20 protein-coding genes and 8 tRNA genes are annotated in these 20,625 nt (G+C 31.6%); all 28 read left to right on the top strand.

Annotated elements, in window-relative coordinates; translation table 11 throughout:
* The first annotated feature begins 5 nt into the window (after nt 1-5).
* The 28 genes from yabN (at nt 6) to lysS (ending at nt 20,531) form a co-directional block, all read left to right on the top strand.
* Complete coding sequence (gene yabN, locus CC89_RS12830; RefSeq protein WP_035292696.1) at nt 6-1,460, top strand: bifunctional methyltransferase/pyrophosphohydrolase YabN; 1,455 nt, start codon at nt 6-8, stop codon at nt 1,458-1,460.
* 83 nt (nt 1,461-1,543) lie between these two features.
* The gene (gene hbs, locus CC89_RS12825; protein WP_035292693.1) at nt 1,544-1,819 is read left to right on the top strand and encodes a non-specific DNA-binding protein Hbs; all 276 of its coding nucleotides are present in this window, start codon (nt 1,544-1,546) and stop codon (nt 1,817-1,819) included.
* Nucleotides 1,820-1,937: 118 nt separating this feature from the next.
* Nucleotides 1,938-2,180, top strand: a complete 243-nt coding sequence (locus tag CC89_RS12820; RefSeq protein WP_035292691.1) for an RNA-binding S4 domain-containing protein — start codon at nt 1,938-1,940, stop codon at nt 2,178-2,180.
* Between the two features lie 67 nt (nt 2,181-2,247).
* A complete protein-coding gene (gene yabP, locus CC89_RS12815; protein WP_035292690.1) occupies nt 2,248-2,541 on the top strand; it encodes a sporulation protein YabP in 294 nt (97 codons plus the stop codon).
* Between the two features lie 8 nt (nt 2,542-2,549).
* Nucleotides 2,550-2,978: a spore cortex biosynthesis protein YabQ gene (gene yabQ / locus CC89_RS12810; RefSeq protein WP_035292688.1), complete on the top strand. Its 429-nt coding sequence runs from the start codon at nt 2,550-2,552 to the stop codon at nt 2,976-2,978.
* Between the two features lie 56 nt (nt 2,979-3,034).
* On the top strand, nt 3,035-3,322 hold the full coding sequence (locus CC89_RS12805) for an FtsB family cell division protein (RefSeq protein WP_035292686.1): 288 nt from the start codon (nt 3,035-3,037) through the stop codon (nt 3,320-3,322).
* A gap of 65 nt (nt 3,323-3,387) precedes the next feature.
* Nucleotides 3,388-3,801, top strand: a complete 414-nt coding sequence (locus CC89_RS12800) for a S1 domain-containing RNA-binding protein (protein WP_035292684.1) — start codon at nt 3,388-3,390, stop codon at nt 3,799-3,801.
* Nucleotides 3,802-4,077: 276 nt separating this feature from the next.
* Nucleotides 4,078-4,166 (top strand) — tRNA-Leu (locus CC89_RS12795).
* Between the two features lie 5 nt (nt 4,167-4,171).
* Nucleotides 4,172-4,247, top strand: a tRNA-Met gene (locus tag CC89_RS12790).
* A gap of 3 nt (nt 4,248-4,250) precedes the next feature.
* A tRNA-Met gene (locus CC89_RS12785) sits at nt 4,251-4,327 on the top strand.
* Between the two features lie 82 nt (nt 4,328-4,409).
* Nucleotides 4,410-4,498: transfer RNA gene (locus CC89_RS12780), tRNA-Leu, on the top strand.
* A gap of 6 nt (nt 4,499-4,504) precedes the next feature.
* Nucleotides 4,505-4,580, top strand: a tRNA-Met gene (locus CC89_RS12775).
* Nucleotides 4,581-4,604: 24 nt separating this feature from the next.
* A tRNA-Leu gene (locus CC89_RS12770) sits at nt 4,605-4,693 on the top strand.
* Between the two features lie 5 nt (nt 4,694-4,698).
* Nucleotides 4,699-4,774 (top strand) — tRNA-Met (locus tag CC89_RS12765).
* A gap of 3 nt (nt 4,775-4,777) precedes the next feature.
* Nucleotides 4,778-4,854, top strand: a tRNA-Met gene (locus CC89_RS12760).
* A 360-nt stretch (nt 4,855-5,214) separates the two neighbouring features.
* Complete coding sequence (spoIIE, locus tag CC89_RS12755; protein ID WP_035292682.1) at nt 5,215-7,602, top strand: stage II sporulation protein E; 2,388 nt, start codon at nt 5,215-5,217, stop codon at nt 7,600-7,602.
* Between the two features lie 199 nt (nt 7,603-7,801).
* Nucleotides 7,802-9,187 (top strand): tRNA lysidine(34) synthetase TilS, encoded by a 1,386-nt coding sequence (gene tilS / locus CC89_RS12750; RefSeq protein WP_035292680.1) that lies wholly within the window; start codon nt 7,802-7,804, stop codon nt 9,185-9,187.
* Nucleotides 9,188-9,189: 2 nt separating this feature from the next.
* Nucleotides 9,190-9,741: a hypoxanthine phosphoribosyltransferase gene (gene hpt / locus CC89_RS12745; protein WP_035292678.1), complete on the top strand. Its 552-nt coding sequence runs from the start codon at nt 9,190-9,192 to the stop codon at nt 9,739-9,741.
* 281 nt (nt 9,742-10,022) lie between these two features.
* Nucleotides 10,023-11,981: an ATP-dependent zinc metalloprotease FtsH gene (ftsH, locus tag CC89_RS12740; protein WP_035292676.1), complete on the top strand. Its 1,959-nt coding sequence runs from the start codon at nt 10,023-10,025 to the stop codon at nt 11,979-11,981.
* A gap of 168 nt (nt 11,982-12,149) precedes the next feature.
* Entirely contained in the window at nt 12,150-13,640 is a 1,491-nt protein-coding gene (locus CC89_RS12735) for an acyl-CoA carboxylase subunit beta (RefSeq protein WP_051931760.1), read from the top strand.
* 12 nt (nt 13,641-13,652) lie between these two features.
* On the top strand, nt 13,653-14,024 hold the full coding sequence (locus CC89_RS12730) for an OadG family protein (protein ID WP_035292674.1): 372 nt from the start codon (nt 13,653-13,655) through the stop codon (nt 14,022-14,024).
* Between the two features lie 17 nt (nt 14,025-14,041).
* Nucleotides 14,042-14,422: a biotin/lipoyl-containing protein gene (locus CC89_RS12725; protein ID WP_035292672.1), complete on the top strand. Its 381-nt coding sequence runs from the start codon at nt 14,042-14,044 to the stop codon at nt 14,420-14,422.
* A 20-nt stretch (nt 14,423-14,442) separates the two neighbouring features.
* Nucleotides 14,443-15,579 (top strand): sodium ion-translocating decarboxylase subunit beta, encoded by a 1,137-nt coding sequence (locus tag CC89_RS12720; RefSeq protein ID WP_035292670.1) that lies wholly within the window; start codon nt 14,443-14,445, stop codon nt 15,577-15,579.
* Between the two features lie 126 nt (nt 15,580-15,705).
* The gene (locus tag CC89_RS12715) at nt 15,706-16,485 is read left to right on the top strand and encodes a type III pantothenate kinase (RefSeq protein WP_035292668.1); all 780 of its coding nucleotides are present in this window, start codon (nt 15,706-15,708) and stop codon (nt 16,483-16,485) included.
* 8 nt (nt 16,486-16,493) lie between these two features.
* Nucleotides 16,494-17,477: a tRNA dihydrouridine synthase DusB gene (dusB, locus tag CC89_RS12710; RefSeq protein WP_035292666.1), complete on the top strand. Its 984-nt coding sequence runs from the start codon at nt 16,494-16,496 to the stop codon at nt 17,475-17,477.
* Nucleotides 17,478-17,534: 57 nt separating this feature from the next.
* Entirely contained in the window at nt 17,535-18,344 is an 810-nt protein-coding gene (locus CC89_RS12705; RefSeq protein ID WP_051931759.1) for a hypothetical protein, read from the top strand.
* A gap of 174 nt (nt 18,345-18,518) precedes the next feature.
* The gene (greA, locus tag CC89_RS12700; RefSeq protein WP_035292664.1) at nt 18,519-18,998 is read left to right on the top strand and encodes a transcription elongation factor GreA; all 480 of its coding nucleotides are present in this window, start codon (nt 18,519-18,521) and stop codon (nt 18,996-18,998) included.
* A gap of 72 nt (nt 18,999-19,070) precedes the next feature.
* Nucleotides 19,071-20,531, top strand: coding sequence for a lysine--tRNA ligase (lysS, locus tag CC89_RS12695; RefSeq protein WP_051931856.1), 1,461 nt, complete (start codon nt 19,071-19,073; stop codon nt 20,529-20,531).
* The last annotated feature ends 94 nt before the right edge of the window (nt 20,532-20,625 follow it).

Here is a 20,625-nt window from a genome sequence, read left to right as displayed (position 1 = left end):
AGCTTATGATTAAAATAGTAGGACTAGGACCAGGGTCTCCAGATGCATTGACCATAGGAGCTATAGAACTATTAAGAAAATCAAAACATATATATTTGAGAACTGCCAAACATCCTACAGTAGAATATATAAAAGATCTAGGTATAAATTTTAAAACCTATGATGAACTATATGAAAAATATGAGAAGTTTGACGAAGTATATAATTCTATTGCAGAAGATTTGATTAACAAAAGCATAGATTATAAGGAAGATATAGTTTACGCGGTACCAGGCCATCCTTTGGTAGCAGAAAAATCTGTGAATATATTAAATAAACTTTGCGAAGCTAGAGGAATAGACAGCGAGATTTTACCAGCAGTAAGTTTTGTAGATGCCTTAATGGAGAGTCTTAAAATAGACCCTATAGAAGGAGTTAAAATAATCGATGCTTTTGATATAAAAAAACAAATATTAGATAAAAGAGTTGGACTTATAATAACTCAAGTATATAATAAGTTTATAGCTTCTGAAGTTAAGCTAGCTTTATTGGATTACTATCATGATGAAACAGATATATATTTTGTTAGAGCTGCAGGAGTAAAAGGACTAGAGAGTGTAAGAAAAATAAAGTTATACGAACTTGATAGACAGGAAGATATAGATTATCTAACTTCTATATATGTGCCTAAAGATTTGACAAATACAAAAGATTTTTATGATTTAAAAGAAATAATGGATATACTAAGAGGAGAAAATGGATGTCCATGGGACAAAGAGCAAACTCATAAAACTTTGAAAAGCTGTTTAATAGAAGAATGTTATGAGGTTATAGAGGCAATAGATGAACAAAATGATGATAATTTAGTTGAAGAACTAGGAGATGTATTACTTCAAGTTGTATTTCATTCAAAACTTGGAGAAGAAGAAGGGTATTTTAATATAAATGATGTTATAAAATGTATATGTGATAAGATGATAAACAGACATCCACATATATTTGGTGATATAAAATTAGATAGTTCAGATCAAGTACTAGATAACTGGGATAAGATAAAGAAAAAGGAACAAGGGTTAAACAGCTATACAGACTCATTAAGGCATATACCAAAGATGTTACCTGCTCTTATAAGAGCTGATAAGGTTCAATACAAGGCAGCTAAGGTAGGATTTGATTGGGATTCTGTAGAACCAGCCCTGGAAAAAGTCTTAGAAGAATTTTATGAGGTAAAAAATGTATATAAAAGCAAAAATAAGGGCAAAATAAAAGAAGAACTAGGAGATTTAATATTTTCCTGTGTAAATGTAGCTAGAATTCTTGACATTGACCCCGAAGATGCTTTAAATTATACTATATATAAATTTATAAAAAGATTCCAGTACATAGAGGATAAAGCCATAGAAAATGGTCTAACTTTAGAAGACATGACATTAGAGCAAATGGACAATTTCTGGAATGAAGCAAAATTATTAAAAAATTAACTTAATTTTAGAAGGAATTTTAAAAAAAATGAAGAATATGCTTATTCAATAGCGTACTCTAATTATTTAAGGAGGTAACAAAGGTGAACAAAGCAGAATTAATCGCTAGTATGGCAGAAAAGAGCAAATTAACTAAGAAGGATGCAGAGACTGCATTAAAGGCATTCATAGAAAGCGTACAAGAAACATTAGAAAAAGGTGAAAAGGTTCAATTAATAGGATTTGGAACTTTTGAAACTCGTGAAAGAGCTGAAAGAGTTGGAAGAAATCCAAGAACTAAAGAAGAAATAACAATTCCAGCATCAACAGTTCCAGTATTTAAAGCAGGAAAAGAATTTAAAGAGAGAGTAAACAAATAACTACGAGATAATATTGGCTACATAAGGAAAACCTAGATGCAAATCTAGGTTTTTCGTTTAATAAAAATACCAAAATAATTATTTCATGAATAAATCAATGTTTAAGGGGGAGAATTAAATGAGGTTAGATAAATATCTTAAGGTGTCAAGAATAATAAAAAGAAGAACTATAGCAAAAGAAGCTTGTGAAGGTGGACGAGTTCAGATCAATGGCAAGGTTGCTAAACCAAGTACTGAAGTAAATGAGGAAGACATAATAGAAATAGAATTTGCAAATGGTAAATTAAAAGCTAAGATAATTAATATAGCAGAGCACGTTAAAAAGGAAGCAGCTAAGGAAATGTATGAATTAATAGAGTAATGGTACTAATGATAAGCCTATAATCATATATTAAGTATAGATACTACAGGATTATAGGAGGTTTCATATGGAGGTAAGGAAAGAGATTAAAATAGAAGAGCATAAAAGTATCTTAAGTCTAGATAGCAGAAAAAGATTAGGTCTTACAGGTGTTCAAGAGGTAATAAGTTTTAACGAAGAAGAAATCGACTTAACCACTGAATTAGGACAGTTAAAAATAAAAGGAAATAACTTAAAAATGAATAAATTAGATGTTCAAAATGGTGAACTAGTAATAGTTGGTGTTATTGACTCCTGCACTTATATGAATAGAGAAAAGAAAAAGGATAATGACAGCATTATAAGCAAGCTGTTTAAGTAGATACAGATATGATATTATCCACTACTTCTCAATTAGAATTACTTTTATATAATATTTTGGCAGGGGTGCTAACAGGGGTTTTATTTGATGTATATAGAAGTATAAGAGGCATGTGTAATAATAAGATAATAGTATTCATACAAGATATACTCTTTTGGATTTTTGCTGCTATAATTGTTTTTATATTCTTATTTATTACAAATTACGCATATATGGGGTTTTATTGCTATATTTATATTGCTTTTGGATTATTTGTTTATTTAAAGATAGTTAGTAAATATTTTTTAAATTTTATAAACAAAATTAAGAAAGCAATTGGAAAAATATTGCGTATAACAGTAAATAATGTTAGTTATATCCTAGGACTTTTTACGTATACATTTTCAAAAAAAAGAAAAAAAAATAAAAAGTACAAAAATACCTTGAATAAAAAGTAAAAGCAACTTAAAATATATATATAGTCTATATTATTAAAAAGAAGAGGATATGTGTTATGAAAAAAAAGATTAATTTTAAAAAAATAATAATGGCTATATTAGTGGTTTACATCATAGGTATTTTTGTAAACCAACAAGTGACAATAGGCAAGGTTAAAGAGGAAAAAAATCAAAAGAAACAAGAATTAAGTACAGTTAAGGAAAAAAATAATGAATTACAGGATCAAGTTCAGATGTCTAAAAGTGACAGCTATATAGAAAAGATAGCACGTGAAAAATTAAACTTTATTAAAAAAGGAGAGACTCCTGTAATCAACAATTCATCTAAGGAAAGTTCAAAGTAGTTTAAATTAGTTTTCAAAATTATTTTCTATAGAACATTATTTTATTAAGGAGGAGTCTTTTTAACATGACCTTAAAAGTAGGAAGTATTACAGAAGGTATAGTGGTAAATATAACTAATTTTGGTGCATTTGTAGAAGTGGAGGGCAAAACAGGACTAGTACATATTTCTGAGGTTTCAGAATCATATGTAAAAGATGTAAGTAAACATCTAAAAGAAAAAGATAAAGTTAAAGTTAAAGTTCTTTCCATAGATGACAATGGAAGAATGAGCCTATCAATAAAGCAAGCTAATCCAGTTAAGAAAACTGTTAGACCAGCAGAAATTGATTGGCAAAAGGAAAAAGCTAAGAATGAAGTTGTAAACTTTGAAGATAGAATTTCAAAGTTTTTAAAGGAAAGTGAGGAAAAGTTCCAAGACATAAAGAAACACCAAAATATGAAAAATGGTGGCCGCAATAAAAGAGGTTCTGGCATGTAGTATTTAAAAGAATATCAAGGGGCTTATTAAAGTATGAATAAAGACTTTAATAGCCCTTTATTTATGGCATAAGTAATGGATAATAGGAATAGTTCTATTAAGTAGGTGCTGAGTGATAGTGGATAGTTAGATAGATTTAACATTAGTATATAGGAGTAGAATTTAGTTTTACAATTAAGTTATTGAAGTAGAAATTAAAAATATTTTAAAAAGTTGTTGACATGACTTGATATATACTATATAATAAAATCTGTCCTTGAGATTAGGCAAAAACTCGCTGGAGTGGCGGAACTGGCAGACGCACAGGACTTAAAATCCTGCGGTGCTAAAACACCGTACCGGTTCGATTCCGGTCTTCAGCACCAAATATCGCGGGGTGGAGCAGCTGGTAGCTCGTCGGGCTCATAACCCGAAGGTCACAGGTTCAAGTCCTGTCCCCGCAACCACATGGCGGAATAGCTCAGCTGGCTAGAGCATTCGGTTCATACCCGAAGTGTCGTAGGTTCAAGTCCTATTTCCGCTACCATTTGCTTAATTATTGTAGGGCAAACAGGTTAATAAATTTTTGGTTAGCATTAAATTAATATTTGTTGCGGGCATGTTAATATGCTGGAGTGGCGGAACTGGCAGACGCACAGGACTTAAAATCCTGCGGTGCTAAAACACCGTACCGGTTCGATTCCGGTCTTCAGCACCAAAATGTCGCGGGGTGGAGCAGCTGGTAGCTCGTCGGGCTCATAACCCGAAGGTCACAGGTTCAAGTCCTGTCCCCGCAACCATAATTTACAAAAAATAAATAATATGCTGGAGTGGCGGAACTGGCAGACGCACAGGACTTAAAATCCTGCGGTGCTAAAACACCGTACCGGTTCGATTCCGGTCTTCAGCACCAAATATCGCGGGGTGGAGCAGCTGGTAGCTCGTCGGGCTCATAACCCGAAGGTCACAGGTTCAAGTCCTGTCCCCGCAACCACATGGCGGAATAGCTCAGCTGGCTAGAGCATTCGGTTCATACCCGAAGTGTCGTAGGTTCAAGTCCTATTTCCGCTACCATAAAAAACCTCACAAAAATGTGAGGTTTTTTATTTTGTGAAAACTTCACATTTGTTTATTCCCACAATAAGAAAATTTCCCTAAATCATATCAAAAGAGTATATATAACGACTTTTTTTATTTAGCTTATTTACGTAAAAAAAATAAAGGTAAAATGCCAAATATCCTAATAAGTTATATTGAAAAGTAATATAGACGGAATAATAATATAACAGTAATATATTACAAATTATGGAAGAAAATTACCACTTTATGTTTTATATTGTCCTAAATAAATTTGCTTGAGACAGATATATTGACAATTATTACCATCCAACTTTGCTATAATTGATTTATTAATTAAGGTTGGGGAGGGTGAATATGCAATACGGTGTTAATGTTTTTCCATACCAAAGAGTATCTAGAGTACAAAAAGAGGAAGAAAGTAAAAAAAACTTAAATTTAAATGTAATGCTTAAAGGAATAACTAGTTTCTTTATAGCCCTATTTATAAGCAGAGTTACTATAATGAATTGTATAGCTCCTTTTGGTATTGCATTGCTTATAGCTATGGTATGCTATTTTGAGGATTATACATTCTTATTTCCTTGTGCTGGAAGTGTTTTAGGTTATGTTTGGATACATAATTCAGTTGAAGGAATAGGAAAATATCTAATAGCTATATCCTTGGTAGCAATAATCTTTTATTGCTTAAAAAGTATTGGTAGGAGTAAAAGAGTTATATTTACATGTAGCATAATACTTTTAGAATTTATTATATATCAACTATTTATATTAAAAAAACCTATGGGGACAACCTTTTTGTTTTGTTTTTTGGAAATGGCATGTATCATTCCATTATATTTTATTATTGATCATTCTATTTTATGTTTTAAAGAATTAAATACAAAACATTTATATAGCAGTGAAGAATTAATAACTATGGCTATATTTATATCTCTAGTATTAGCAGGTACCTATGGAATAAGAATACGGAACATATCTCTATGGAATGTATTGTCTCTAACGTTTATTGCAATTTTAACTTATGTAAGTGGAAGTGGTGTTGGAGCGGCTACAGGAGTAGCTCTTGGCGCCGTTATAGGGTTAGGAGCAAAAGACATAAGCATATATACTAGTATTTACGGCTTGTGTGCCTTAATAGGGGGAGCATTTAGAGAAATGGGCAGATGGGCTACTTCTTTGGCATTTATAATAACATTTTTTATAGTAACGGTCTATTCTAAAAGTAGCCAACAATTTAAACTTATAGAACCTATGCTAGCTGCTGGAATTTTTTTATTAATACCAAAGAGTTTTTATGAGAAATTGAGTTTAGAAGTTAATAGGGAAGAAAAGGAAAAATATATTAGTGAAGAATATATTGAAAAAGTTAAAAAGATTTTTGAAAAAAGATTAAATAGTTTTTCAACAGTACTTAACAATATGTCTGAAACTTTAGTGCATTTATCTAAAAATGAGAATTTGAGCATGAAAAACAAAAGCACTTCTTTGATAGAAAATTTAGCTGATAGAGTTTGCAGTAATTGTAGTATGAAAAGCATGTGCTGGAAGAGGGAAATGCATTATACTTATTCTGCCTTTGGAGAACTAATACAGAACTATCAACAAGGTAGAAGAATAATTCCAAAAGAAATAGACAGAAAGTGCATAAATAAGGAAAACTTATTAAAGAATACAGAGGAAATAGGAAATAATTATATAATAAGCGAGCTTTTAAATATAAGATTACAGGAAGGAAGAAAAATATTATCAGATCAGATAAGCAATATGGCAAAGTCCATAAAAGAAGCTACCAACGATTTTGCATATGGTGTTCATTTTAATGTGAATTTAGAACGTCAAGTTATAAGAATATTAAATAAAGGAAATATAAAATATAGTGACGTTACATGTTTTCTAGACAAAAATGGGCGCAGTATTGTAAAACTAACTATGGATAGTTGTACAAGTAAACAAAAATGTGTTAAGTATATATTACCTTTGATAGATGAGGTTACTGGGAGAAGTATGTGTATAGAAGAGGAAGGGTGTTTTATAGATAATAGTACGGGACAGTGCACTGTGAATTTTAAGGAAATGCCTAAATATCATATATCTTCTTATGTAAAAAGAAAGTGTAAGGATGGAGAAGAATACAACGGAGATAGTTATAGCTTTGGGAAAGGTAATGACGGAAATTATTTAATGTTATTAAGCGATGGAATGGGCTCAGGACCTGAGGCTAGCGAGGAAAGTGCAGCAGTAGTAGAAATGATTGAAAATTTTATGAATTCAGGGTTTAGTGAGAATACTTCTATTAATGCAGTTAATTCCATTATGTCATTAAAGTTTTATGAGGAAGAAAAATTTTCTACTGTAGACTTGGGAAACGTAAATTTATATACTGGTGAAGTAGAATTTATAAAAGTGGGGGCGGCCTCAACCTTTATAAAAAAATCCAATGTGGTGAAAACCATAGAGTCTAAGAGTCTTCCTATAGGAATATTAGATAAGGTGGATGCAGATTTAAAAAAATGCAATCTTAGTAATGGGGATATTATTGTAATGGTTACGGATGGTGTGGTAGATTATAATAGCGAAAATGTGGGTAGAAATGACTGGGTGGTTAGGTATTTGGAAAAAACTAATAGCAATAATCCTAGAGAAGTTGCTGAAGGACTTATGGAGCAATCCATGAAATTAAGCAAGGGTAAAGTTAGGGATGATATGACTATAATGGTGTCAAAGGTATACGATTTATATTAAAAATATAATGTGTTGGAAACTGAGCTTTAGATAGATTTACATGAAAATGCACATAATTTATACTAAAACACAGATATGGGGTTGTTTTTATATATGTTTTTTAATAGAATGGGAATAAGTTCTAAAAAAACTTATTCTCGTTCTTTATTTATGTTATAATTGTTTATTATGAAAATATAATTTTGTAGGAAGTGTTTAAATGTTACAAAAGGTGTTAAGTACGATTGATGAATACCAAATGCTCCAAAAGGGCGATAAGGTAATAGTTGGAGTATCTGGAGGCCCAGATTCTATGTGCTTGCTTCACATACTTTATTTACTTAAGGAAAAGATGCATATAGAAATAGTAGTGGCTCATGTAAATCATTGTTTGCGTGGAAATGAGGCAGATGAAGATGAGATATATGTTGAAGAATATTGTAAAAAAATGAATATAGAGTATTACAGCAAAAGAATAGATATAAATTCTATAGCTTTAGAGAAAAATATATCTTGTGAAACTGCAGGAAGAGAAGCTAGATATGATTTTTTTTATGAACTTAAAAAGAAACTGTCAGCTCAAAAGATTGCAGTGGCTCACAATGCTAATGATCAAGCAGAAACCGTGCTCATGCGAATAATGAGAGGAACTGGTTTAGCTGGAGTAGTTGGAATAAAGCCCATAAGGGATAACTTAGTGGTAAGACCTATAATAAGGTTGACTAGAAGGGAAATAGAAAGTTATTGCAAGGATAATAGGATTAGTACTAGAATAGATAAAACAAATTTAGAAAGTATATATTCACGAAATAAAATTAGGTTAGAGCTAATACCATATATGGAAAAGAACTTTAACAGTGATATAGTTAATACTATAAATAGATTTGCAAATATACTTTTTAAGGATAATGAATACATAGATTTGGTAGCAAGTGATAAATATAGGGAGTATTGTGCTTTAGAGTGTGGTAAAATTATAATGAGAAAAGAATTATTTAAAGAACATGAGGCTATAGTGTCTAGAGTTATAAGAATAGCTTTAAAGGAATTAAAAGGTAATTTGTATAATTTAGAGACAAAACACATATATGATATAATACATATTCAAAGGGGCGATACAGGAAAAAGAATTACTTTACCTGAAAACTTAGTTGCCATAAATAATTATGGGAACATTAATATGTATATGTATGTGCCACCAGTGAACAAAGAAAAGAAAGAATTTGTATTAGAAATAGGTGAAAAGTATTTCATAAAAGAAAAGAATCTTTTTTTAAAGATTGAAATACAAACAAAAGGAGAAGAATATAATTTAAAAGGAAATAATTTTACCAAGTATTTTGATTACGAAAAGATAAAAGGACAAATAACTTTTAGATATAGAAGACAAGGCGATAAATTTCAACCTATTGGGATGTTGGGTACAAAAAAGCTAAAGGACATATTCATGGATTTGAAAATTCCCAAGGAAGAAAGAGATGAAATACCACTGATATGCTTTGGGGATGAAATAGCGTGGGTGTGGGGATACAGAATAAGTGAAAAATTTAAAATTGATAAAGATACAAATAAAATATTAAAAATCCAGTTTAGGAGAGGGGAATAAAGATGGCCGCATATGTATGTGATGATGTAAAAGAAGTTCTATATACTGCTGAACAATTAAAAGAGAAAACAAAGGAATTAGCAGAAAAAATAAGTGAGGAATACAAAGGAAAAGATTTGATTTTGATTGGTATATTAAAAGGCTCTGTTATGTTTATGACAGATCTTATAAGAGAAATATCCATACCTTGTCATATTGATTTTATGGATGTGTCAAGTTATGGTAACTCTTCTCAGACCTCAGGGGTTGTAAGAATATTAAAGGATTTAGATTTTGAAATAAAGGGTAAAGATGTGCTTATAATAGAAGATATAATAGATACAGGAATTACCCTTAAATATCTTATGAAATATTTAAGTTCAAGAAATCCTAATAGTTTAGAAATAGCATGTATGCTTAATAAAGCTGAAAGGAGAAAAGTAGACATAAAGGTAAAATACATAGGTTATGAAGTTCCTGATTACTTTTTAGTTGGATATGGTATGGATTACGCTGAAAATTATAGACAGTTTCCTTATGTAGGTATATTAAAAGAGGAAGTTTACATGAAATAATAAATCTACCACATGTCTAGCGGATGCAATACTCCACTTTCTATAAGATGGAGACTAAAACTGATGGGATTCTGGGTAAGTTTTTTGTAAGTTTCAGTCGTATGAGATACTCCTAGTAAATTCCTACTGAAGCTAAGAATAACTTAGGTGCATTAGTGAAAAACTATAATTATAATTTATAAAAGTTTAAAAATGATTGGTATTAGTTTTGGATTTATTGTCAATGAATTTACTATATGATAAAATCTTATAGTAGTTATAAATAGAGGGGAGGGCCTTAAATGAAGAAAATGTCCGGTGCAGTAGTTTGGATAATAGTACTTGTATTGGTTATGTTTGCAGCTTTGGCTTATGTAGAATCAGGGACCAGTGCGGGAAGGGTATCCTTCGGAACATTTACTCAGGAGTGGAAAAAGGATAATGTAAAAGAAATTCAAGTTAAGCAAGATGGTACTGTCTTAGCTAAACTAAAAGATAATAAGCAAATACAAGCTAATGTAGATAAAGCAAGATTGTATGATTTTATAAGTCAAAATCCAAAATCATATTATATAGATGAAAAATATGATCAACCATCTAAAACACCTATGTGGATTAGCTGGCTGCCAAGCATAATAATTACTGTTGTATTAGTGGGATTTTTATTTATATTTATGCAGCAATCTCAAGGTGGCGGCAATAGGGGTGTTATGAATTTTGGAAAGAGCAGAGCTAAGTTAGCTACCAATGATAAAAAGAAGGTCACATTCGAGGATGTGGCGGGAGCAGATGAGGAAAAGGAGGAACTAGAGGAAATAGTAGAATTTTTAAAAGCCCCTAGGAAGTACTTAGAAGTTGGTGCTAGAATACCTAAAGGTGTTTTACTTGTAGGACCTCCGGGTACAGGAAAAACTCTACTTGCAAAGGCTGTAGCAGGAGAAGCTGGAGTTCCGTTTTTTAGCATATCGGGTTCTGATTTTGTTGAAATGTTTGTAGGTGTTGGTGCCTCAAGGGTTAGAGATTTATTTGAGCAAGCAAAGAAAAATGCTCCTTGTATAATTTTTATAGATGAAATTGATGCAGTTGGAAGGCAAAGAGGTGCAGGATTAGGTGGAGGACATGATGAAAGAGAGCAAACTCTAAATCAACTTTTAGTTGAAATGGATGGATTTGGAGTAAATGAGGGAATTATAATTATGTCAGCAACTAATAGACCTGACATACTAGATCCAGCATTACTAAGACCAGGAAGATTTGATAGACAAATACTTGTAGGACAGCCAGATGTAAAGGGAAGAGAAGAAATTTTGAAGGTTCACGCTAAAGGTAAGCCTTTAGCTCCTAAAGTTAGGCTTAATGTTTTAGCAAAAAGAACTCCAGGATTTACAGGAGCTGATTTAGAGAACTTAATGAATGAGGCAGCTCTTTTAACTGTAAGAAACAAGAAAAATGTTATAGGCATGGATGAGCTAGAAGAAGCTATTACTAGGGTAATAGCGGGGCCAGAAAAGAAGAGCAGGGTTATAAGTGATAAAGATAAGAACCTCACTGCATATCATGAAGCAGGTCATGCAGTTGTAATGAAATTTTTACCTAATTCTGATCCAGTTCATGAAATTAGCATAATTCCAAGAGGAATGGCTGGTGGATATACAATGCATCTTCCGGATGAGGATAGAGCATATACCTCTAAATCAAGATTGGAAGATGAAATGGTTGGATTGTTAGGTGGAAGAGTTGCAGAAAGGCTTATAATAGGAGACATAAGTACTGGTGCTAAAAACGATATAGACAGAGCAACTAGTATAGCTAGAAAAATGGTAATGGAATTTGGTATGAGTGAAGAACTTGGACCTATAGCTTTTGGAACAGGACATGAGGAAGTTTTCCTTGGTAGAGATATTGGAAGGAATAGAGATTTCAGTGAAGAAATAGCTTCTAAGATCGATAGTGAAATAAAAAGATTAATAGACGAAGCTTATATGAAAGCAGAAAGATTACTTACTGAACATGTAAATAAACTTCATGATGTAGCAAAGGCATTACTAGCAAAGGAAAAATTAAATGCAGACGAATTTAATGCTTTAATAGATGGAAAAATAACTTTAGAAGAGATTATAGCCGAAATGGATAATACTGAAGAGGCTGTGGATTCTGTAAAAAGTAATGAAGAATTAGTGCAAGAAAGTGTTTCAAAGGTAGAAATTTCTTCGGAAGAGCAAAAAAGTGAAGACGTTAAAGAAGATGAAAAAAGTTTATAGATAAAATTATTTAAAAAGACTATCTTTTGATAAAAAAAGATAGTCTTTTTATTTTTTAAATACACAGACAAATGAAATAAAACTTGCAAAAAATTATATACAAAAAAGGATTTATATGCTATTCTTAATGTAGGAGTTAGTTGTTTATTTTAGTTAGGAGGAACGTCAATGAGTTATGTGGAAAAATTTATGAATGTAAAAATTCAAAATGAAAATGCAAGTAGAGAAAAAATACAAGCTCAACATAATTTGGGTAAAAATACTTGCAAGGAAAGAATGATTAAATTATTTGACTCAGGCACCTTTATAGAATTAGGAGGGTTAATTTCTAAGGATGGAGCTGGAGTAGTAACTGGATATGGCACAGTAAATGGTAGATTGGCTTATGCTTATAGTCAAGACTATACTGTGGATGGAGGAGCTATTGGCAGTGTAAATGCTGAAAAGATAGCTTTATTAATGGATATGGCGGTTAAGATGGGAGCACCATTAGTGCAGATTTTAGATTCCTCAGGAGCTAAAATTACAGAAGGTTTAGATATTTTAAATGCTTATGGAAAAATGTTAAAGAGAAATGCACAAAACTCTGGTGTTATTCCACAAATAACGTTAGTACTTGGGCCATGTGAAGGACTCGCAGCTTTAAGTGCAACTATGGGTGACTTTGTTATAATGACAAAAAACAACAGCAGTTTATGTGTAACTCCTTCTAGCAAACTTATAGAGAAAGAAAAGATATTTCTAGACTCAAAAGTTTATGCAGATGGTGAAAATGCTAATAAAAATGGAAGTGCTCATGTAATAACAGAAAATGAAGAAGAAGCTATTGGTGTTGCTAGAAGAATTTTATCTTATATACCTTCAAATAATATGGATAATAGTCCTTTAAGTGTAGGAGATGTAGAATTAAATATCCCTAAAGAAAAATTAAATAGCATTGCTGATGGTGGGAATTATGATATATACGAAATAGTAGATGGAATTAGTGATAAGGAAAGCTTTATAGAGCTTAATAAAAAATGGGCGGAAGCTGTATTTACTGGTTTAGCCAAAATAAATGGAACAACAGTAGGAATACTGGGTACTAATAAAAATATAAAAGAAGGTACTTTAAATATTCAATGTATAGAGAAACTAACGGGATTTGTAAAGATTTGTGATAGTTTTAATATACCTATAATATCTTTAGTTGATACTAAGGGATTTCAAATTGATTTGAAACAGGAGAAAGAAGGTATGGCATTATATGCTTCTAAATTGATTTATGCTTTAAGTGATGCAACAGTACCTAAGATTTCTCTAGTGATAGGTGAAATATATGGACCAGCATATGCACTTTTAGGAAGTAAAGAGGTTAGTTTTGATATATGCTATGCATGGCCAAGTGCTAAAATATCGTTAACAACACCTGAGGATATGATAAAGATACTATTTAGAGATGAAATAGTTGATAGCGAAAATCCTAAGGAAGAGGAGAAAAAAATAATTTTTGAACATATGGACGAAATAACAAATCCATATGTGGCGGCAGAAAAGGGGTATGTGGATGACATAATAATGCCGTCGGAAACAAAGCAAAGATTATTTGCAGTTATAGACATGTTAGGAAGTAAAAGAGAATTAAGGTACCCTAAGAAACATGGAAGTATATTGATTTAGGGGGCGTATTAAATGAAAACATTATCTTTTGTAGGGTCATTGGAAGTTACATTATTTGCTATGCTCGTGGTATTTTCTGTATTGATTTTTATAGCTTTGATAGTAAAAGTAGAGAGTTTTTTAGTAAACAATACACAAAATATATTAAGAGGTAAAAGCGATAAAAAAGATTTAGAAACAGATAAAAAGGAAAAAACTATTGAAAAACATCAGGAAGAAATTAGTGTAAGCTCTGAGGATGGAGATTTAGAAGTAGTTGCAGCTATAATGGCAGCTTTATCTTCTTATATGGATGTGCCAGCTGAGAATTTAGTAATTAAAAATATAAAACGAGTAAATGGAAATGGGTGGAAAGATTCCGCCATAAAGAGTAGTTTAAGATAATTGGGAGGGTTTATGATATGAAAAAGTATGTGATTACTGTTAATGACAATAGATATGAAGTTGAAGTAGAAGAAGTAAAGGGAGATTTTTCAGAGGTTTCAACAACTTCTATGGTTAAAGAAGATAAAAAAGAAGTTAAGCCAGCGGAAAAAAAGGCAGTAGAAGTTAAAAAATCTAATGCTGATGGAGAAAAGGTAGAATGTCCAATGCCGGGGAAAATACTAAAGGTAAATAAAGCTGCAGGAGATAGTTTCAAAAAGGGGGATGTACTATTTGTGTTAGAAGCAATGAAAATGGAAAATGAAATTATGGCACCTCATGATGGAAATGTTATAGATGTTAATATAGCAGAAGGAGCTATGGTTAATACAGGAGATGTATTAGCAGTAATTCAATAATAGGAAGAGGGGAAAGAGCTATGATTTTAAATTCATTAAAGAACCTATGGCTTTCTTCTGGGTTTGTAGGGATGACATGGCAACAGTTAGTAATGATTATTATATCTTTTATTCTTATATATTTGGCTATTAAAAAAGAATTTGAACCACTACTTCTTTTACCAATAGCCTTTGGAATGCTTTTGGCCAATTTGCCTCTTGCAGGAATAATGGCTCCACCAACAAAGGAACACGTGGGAGGTCTTTTATGGTATCTGTATCAGGGAGTTGAAGCAGATATATATCCACCTCTTATATTTTTAGGTGTTGGGGCTATGACGGATTTCGGCCCACTACTTGCTAATCCATCTAGTGTTATAATGGGGGCAGGGGCACAGTTTGGAGTGTTCTTTACGTTTATATGTGCAATATTGATGGGATTTACTCCACAACAGGCATCTTCTATTGGGATAATAGGAGGAGCAGATGGACCGACAGCTATATATCTTTCAAGTAAATTAGCACCAGAGCTTTTAGGACCAATAGCAGTGGCAGCATATTCTTATATGGCGCTAGTTCCACTGATTCAACCGCCAATAATGAAGGCACTTACTACAAAACAAGAGAGAACGGTTAGGATGGGCCAGCTTAGGCAGGTTAAAAAAGTTGAAAAGATAATATTCCCTATAGTTGTAACGGTAGTGGTGGTATTATTGCTTCCTTCAGTGGCTTCCCTAATTGGTATGTTAATGCTAGGAAACTTATTTAAAGAATGTGGTGTAGTTGAAAGACTTTCAGAAACGGCACAAAATGGATTGATAAATGTGGTAACTATATTTTTAGGAGTTACTGTTGGAGCAACGGCTAATGCGGAAATATTTTTAAAACCTCAAACCATAATGATAGTAATTTTGGGAATGGTAGCTTTTGCTATAAGTACAACGGCAGGAGTGATTATAGGAAAAATAATGTATAAAGTAACTAAAGGAAAAGTAAATCCTTTAATAGGTGCTGCAGGAGTTTCAGCAGTTCCAATGGCAGCGAGAGTTGCACAAGTAGTAGGACAAGAAGAAGATCCGGGTAATTTTTTACTTATGAATGCTATGGGACCTAATGTGGCTGGAGTTATAGGTACTGCAGTGGCAGCAGGAGTATTGCTTTCATTATTTGGTGTATAAAAGTATAAAACACTTGACAAAATAAATGTAATTGTTAAAATTAAATTGTTAATTTCTATATTACTTGAGTTTTACTAAGAGCAGCTTGAAAAGCTGCTCTTATGATTTATATAAGGGGTGTTTAAAATGGTTTTAGTTTTAGATGTTGGGAACACTAATATTGTATTAGGAATATATAAACATGATGAGCTTATAGTTGAATGTAGATTGTCAACTGATTCAAGAAGAACAGCAGATGAATATGGAATACAAGTAAAAGAGTTATTTGATTTACATAAGTTAAGTATAGAAGATATAAAAGGAGTAATAATATCCTCTGTAGTGCCTAATATAATGTATTCTTTGGAACATATGATAAAAAAATATTTTCATACTCAGCCAATAGTGGTTGGACCAGGAGTAAAAACTGGAATAAATATAAAATATGATAACCCCAAGGAAGTGGGTGCTGATAGAATAGTTAATGCTGTAGCAGCACATGAAATATATAAAAGACCTTTAATAATAATCGATTTTGGAACTGCTACAACCTTTTGTATTATTTCAGAAAAAGGTGATTATTTAGGAGGAGTTATTTGTCCAGGTATGAGAATTGCGTCTGATGCACTTTTTGAGAGAGCAGCTAAACTTCCTAGAGTAGAGCTTGTAAAACCTGAAACTATAATATGTAAAAATACTGTTGCTAGTATGCAAGCAGGGATTATATATGGATATATAGGTCAGGTAGATTATATAGTCAATAAGATAAAATCGGAAATGAAAGCTTTGGGAGAAGATGAACCTTTAGTAGTTGCTACGGGAGGACTTTCTAAACTTATATATGAAGAATCAACAACAATAGAGGTAATAAATCCAATTTTAACATTACAAGGTCTGAAGATAATATACGAAAAGAATATGAAGTAGGTGTTAAGATGAAAATAGGTAACCTGAATTTTCCTAAGGGCGTTTTTTTAGCCCCTATGGCAGGAGTAACAGATGTTGCTTTTAGAGAAATTTGTAAGGAAATGGGTTGCGAATTGGTATATACTGAAATGATAAGTGCTAAAGGGATGTACTATGGTAGTGAAAATACAGTAGAGCTTTTAAAAATCTCAAAAAAAGAGAGTCCTGTGGCAGTGCAGATATTTGGAAGTGAACCTTACATAATGGCTAAAGCTGCAGAAGTTTTTAATGATAATGAAGATATATGTTTAGTTGACATAAATATGGGATGCCCTGTGCCTAAAATAGTTAAAAATGGAGAAGGTTCTGCGCTTATGAAAAATCCTAAATTAGCTGCAGAAATAGTTAAGGAAGTAAGAAAAGCATCATCTAAACCTGTAACTGTAAAGTTTAGAAAAGGTTTTGATTCTAGTAGTATAAATGCAGTAGAATTTGCTAAGTATATGGAAGAAGCAGGAGCAGATGGAGTTACAGTTCATGGAAGAACTAGACAGCAAATGTACACTGGGGAAGCTGATTGGAGTATTATAGGAAAAGTTAAGGAAAGTGTAAGTATACCTGTAATAGGAAACGGAGATGTTTTTTCTTCAGAAAATGCTATAAACATTCAGAAGATAACTAATTGTGACGGTATAATGATAGCTAGAGGAGTAATGGGCAATCCATGGATATTTAGAGATATTATAGCTAGATTTCAAGGAAAAGATGCTAATCCGCCTACCAGTTTGGAAAAAGTAGATATGTGTATAGAACATCTTAAGAGGGCGGTATATTATCATGGAGAAAAAAAAGCGGTTAGAGAAATGAGAAAGCATTTAGCTTGGTATATAAAAGGATTGAGTAATTGCACTGCAATTAAAGATATTATAAATAGACAAGAAAATGGTGAAGATGTATTTAAGATACTTAAAGATTACAGAGACTATTTAGAGAATAAAAACAGTAAGTTATAGTAATCTAAACTAATGTAGTGGAATAGAATTATATATAGCAATTATAAGGATGTTTATGTGAATAATATTTTAAGTTTAAAATCCTACCAGGAGCTTTATAGAGATAGTAGTTTTATAGGAAAAGTTAAAGACAGATTTAAAATGACATACAAGTATCAAAGATTTATAAAGGAGTTGGATGTTTCTATTATAAATATAGATATGCCTTCCAATGTACATCCAGAGTCTTATGATAATAACATAAGGAGAGCAGAGAATATTAGAGGCTTAAAATATAAATCACGAGCACCTGAGGTGTGGAGAATTTTAGATTATAAGTGGTTCAATGATTATCAAAAAAGACTATTTGCATTTAGTGTAGTTAAAAGCATAAAGCTATTTTTGAGGTTAAACCTTAAAAATATACGAAACAGCTGTATAGGAGTTATAGATGCAGGCGATTATATTAATAAATATATAATAGAAGAACTGTGTAAATTCAGTAATAATGTAGTACTTGTATCAAAAAATATAGAATACTTAGGCAAGGTAAGAGAATATTTAATAGCACAATATGGTGTTACTCCAGTTATAACTAGAGAATACGAATACCTATTAAATAATGTAGATTTCATTATAACTTCTAGGAATATAGATCCAAAGAATGAAAAACTAAATATATGGTACCTTGATGATAGATATATGCCAGATAATAGTCATAATTTGCATGTAAACAATGTTACTTTTACAGTGCCTTGGGAAGAAAAATCCTTAAAATACACACCCCAATTGGTTGGAGCTATTCTGGACCATATTGGAGGAAAGGAAATAGAAGAAGATTTAAAAAGTAATGACATTCACATTAATAAGTTTGGATTTAACCTTTAATTTAAGGGTATTGTTGCAGTGAGTATAAATGTTGACATTATAAATTTGCTGATTTATAATAACTTAAATGATTATAACTTATAATTTATGTTATAATAAAATAGTTTGTTATGTTGGAATTAAATTATGATATTAAGGATAAAGTATTAGAATATTTAAAAGGGGAGACAAGAAATGAGCGAGAAGAAATATGTAATGACTTATGAAGGGGTTAAAAAGCTAGAAGATGAATTAGAATATTTAAAAACAGTGAAAAGAAAAGAGATAACTGAAAAGATAAAAGTGGCACTTTCCTTTGGAGATTTAAGTGAAAACTCAGAATATGATGAAGCTAAAAATGAGCAGGCTTTTGTAGAAGGAAGAATAGCTCAATTAGAGAATATGCTTAAAAATGCATCTGTAGTAGATGAAAGTGAAATAGATAAAGAGATTGTTGGTGTTGGTACAGTAGTAAAGGTTAAAGATTATGAATTTGATGAAATCGTTGATTTTATAATAGTAGGTTCCGCAGAAGCTGATCCAATGGAGAATAAAATATCTAATGAATCACCAGTTGGAATTGGACTTATAGGTAAGAGAGTTGGAGATGTAGTGGAAATACCTATTCCAGATGGAATAAGTAAATATGAAATTTTAGAGATTAATAGAGCATAAAGTGGAGGGATTTTGATGGCGGAAGAAAAAAATTTAAATGCACAAGGGAATGAGTTAGATTTAAATGAAGTTATGAAGCAGAGATTGGAGAAATTACAGGGTCTTCAACAAGAAGGCAAGGATCCTTTTGATGTTTATAAAGTTAATGTAACTCATCATGCTGAAGAAGTTAAGGAAAATTTTGAAGCATTAGAAGAAAAAGAAGTTACAGTTGCAGGTAGGATATTATCTAAAAGAGGTCAAGGAAAAGTAGTATTTTCTGATGTTCATGACAAGACTGGGAAAATACAACTATTTATAAAGATAGATAATGTAGGAGAAGAAAAGCTAGCAGAATACAAAAGTCTTAATATAGGCGACTTAGTGGCTGCTACAGGAACAGTATTTAAGACTAAAACCGGAGAAATATCAGTAAAGGTATTCTCTTTTGAGCTTATATGTAAATCACTACGACCACTTCCAGAAAAGTTTCATGGATTAAAAGATCCAGATCTTAGATACAGACATAGAGAAGTGGACATAATAATGAATCCAGAAGTAAAGGATACTTTTATAAAAAGAACAGCTATTATAAGATATATAAGAGAGTTTTTAGATAATAAAGGATTTATGGAATGCGAAACTCCTATTCTTTCACCTATAGCTGGAGGAGCTGCAGCTAGACCGTTCATAACTCATCACAATGCTTTAGATATAGATATGTATTTGAGAATTGCTACAGAATTATATTTAAAGAGATTAATAGTGGCTGGATTTGAAAAAGTATATGACATGGGCAAGAATTTTAGAAATGAAGGAATAGACATAAGACATAACCCAGAGTTTACAATGATAGAATTATATCAGGCATATGCTGATTATAATGATATGATGGAAATAACAGAAAATTTAGTGGCATATGTATGTGAAAAGGTTCTAGGTACTACAAAGGTAACATACCAAGGTACAGAAATAGATTTCACACCACCTTGGAGAAGAATAACTATGGTGGATGCAGTTAATGAATTTGCTGGAGTTAACTTCAATGAAATAAGTAATGATGAAGAAGCTCAGAAAATAGCTAAAGAAAAGAATTTGGAATTTAAAAAGGATTTAAAATTTGTAACTAAGGGTGACGTTTTAAATGCACTATTTGAAGAGTTTGCAGAAGAGCATATGATACAACCAACATTTATATATGATTATCCAGTAGAAATATCACCTCTTACTAAGAAGAAAAGAGGTAATGAAGAATTTACTGAAAGGTTTGAAGGATTTATTTTTGGAAGAGAAATTTGCAATGCATATTCAGAATTAAATGATCCTGTAGTTCAAAGGGACAGATTTGTTCAACAAGCTAAAGAAAGAGAACTTGGGGATGATGAAGCATATGTAATAGATGAAGATTTCATGCATGCATTAGAAATTGGTATGCCTCCAACAGGTGGACTAGGAATAGGTATAGACAGACTTGTTATGTTCTTAACAGATTCTTATTCTATAAGAGACGTTATATTATTCCCAACTATGAAACCAGCTCAAAATAATAAATAGATTATTAAAATATACAAAAAAGAGATAAAGTTTAGGCTTTGTCTCTTTTTAATTAAGATATTAATAATAAAATAGTATTTTCAAAAGAGTTTGA

Origin of the sequence: Clostridium sp. KNHs214 (genome assembly GCF_000744935.1) — a bacterium.
Classification (GTDB): Bacteria; Bacillota; Clostridia; order Clostridiales; family Clostridiaceae; genus Haloimpatiens.
This window is presented reverse-complemented; position numbering and strand designations above follow the sequence as displayed.

Excerpts from the sequence above, each read along its gene's own strand:
- CC89_RS12730 (WP_035292674.1), top strand. The coding sequence starts at position 13,653 with ATGAAAACATTATCTTTTGTAGGGTCATTGGAAGTTACATTATTTGCT.
- CC89_RS12725 (WP_035292672.1), top strand. The coding sequence starts at position 14,042 with ATGAAAAAGTATGTGATTACTGTTAATGACAATAGATATGAAGTTGAA.
- tilS (WP_035292680.1), top strand. The coding sequence starts at position 7,802 with ATGTTACAAAAGGTGTTAAGTACGATTGATGAATACCAAATGCTCCAA.
- yabP (WP_035292690.1), top strand. The coding sequence starts at position 2,248 with ATGGAGGTAAGGAAAGAGATTAAAATAGAAGAGCATAAAAGTATCTTA.
- CC89_RS12800 (WP_035292684.1), top strand. The coding sequence starts at position 3,388 with ATGACCTTAAAAGTAGGAAGTATTACAGAAGGTATAGTGGTAAATATA.
- lysS (WP_051931856.1), top strand. The coding sequence starts at position 19,071 with ATGAAGCAGAGATTGGAGAAATTACAGGGTCTTCAACAAGAAGGCAAG.
- yabN (WP_035292696.1), top strand. The coding sequence starts at position 6 with ATGATTAAAATAGTAGGACTAGGACCAGGGTCTCCAGATGCATTGACC.
- spoIIE (WP_035292682.1), top strand. The coding sequence starts at position 5,215 with ATGCAATACGGTGTTAATGTTTTTCCATACCAAAGAGTATCTAGAGTA.
- greA (WP_035292664.1), top strand. The coding sequence starts at position 18,519 with ATGAGCGAGAAGAAATATGTAATGACTTATGAAGGGGTTAAAAAGCTA.
- CC89_RS12715 (WP_035292668.1), top strand. The coding sequence starts at position 15,706 with ATGGTTTTAGTTTTAGATGTTGGGAACACTAATATTGTATTAGGAATA.
- ftsH (WP_035292676.1), top strand. The coding sequence starts at position 10,023 with ATGAAGAAAATGTCCGGTGCAGTAGTTTGGATAATAGTACTTGTATTG.
- CC89_RS12820 (WP_035292691.1), top strand. The coding sequence starts at position 1,938 with ATGAGGTTAGATAAATATCTTAAGGTGTCAAGAATAATAAAAAGAAGA.
- dusB (WP_035292666.1), top strand. The coding sequence starts at position 16,494 with ATGAAAATAGGTAACCTGAATTTTCCTAAGGGCGTTTTTTTAGCCCCT.
- hpt (WP_035292678.1), top strand. The coding sequence starts at position 9,190 with ATGGCCGCATATGTATGTGATGATGTAAAAGAAGTTCTATATACTGCT.
- yabQ (WP_035292688.1), top strand. The coding sequence starts at position 2,550 with ATGATATTATCCACTACTTCTCAATTAGAATTACTTTTATATAATATT.
- CC89_RS12805 (WP_035292686.1), top strand. The coding sequence starts at position 3,035 with ATGAAAAAAAAGATTAATTTTAAAAAAATAATAATGGCTATATTAGTG.
- CC89_RS12735 (WP_051931760.1), top strand. The coding sequence starts at position 12,150 with ATGAGTTATGTGGAAAAATTTATGAATGTAAAAATTCAAAATGAAAAT.
- CC89_RS12720 (WP_035292670.1), top strand. The coding sequence starts at position 14,443 with ATGATTTTAAATTCATTAAAGAACCTATGGCTTTCTTCTGGGTTTGTA.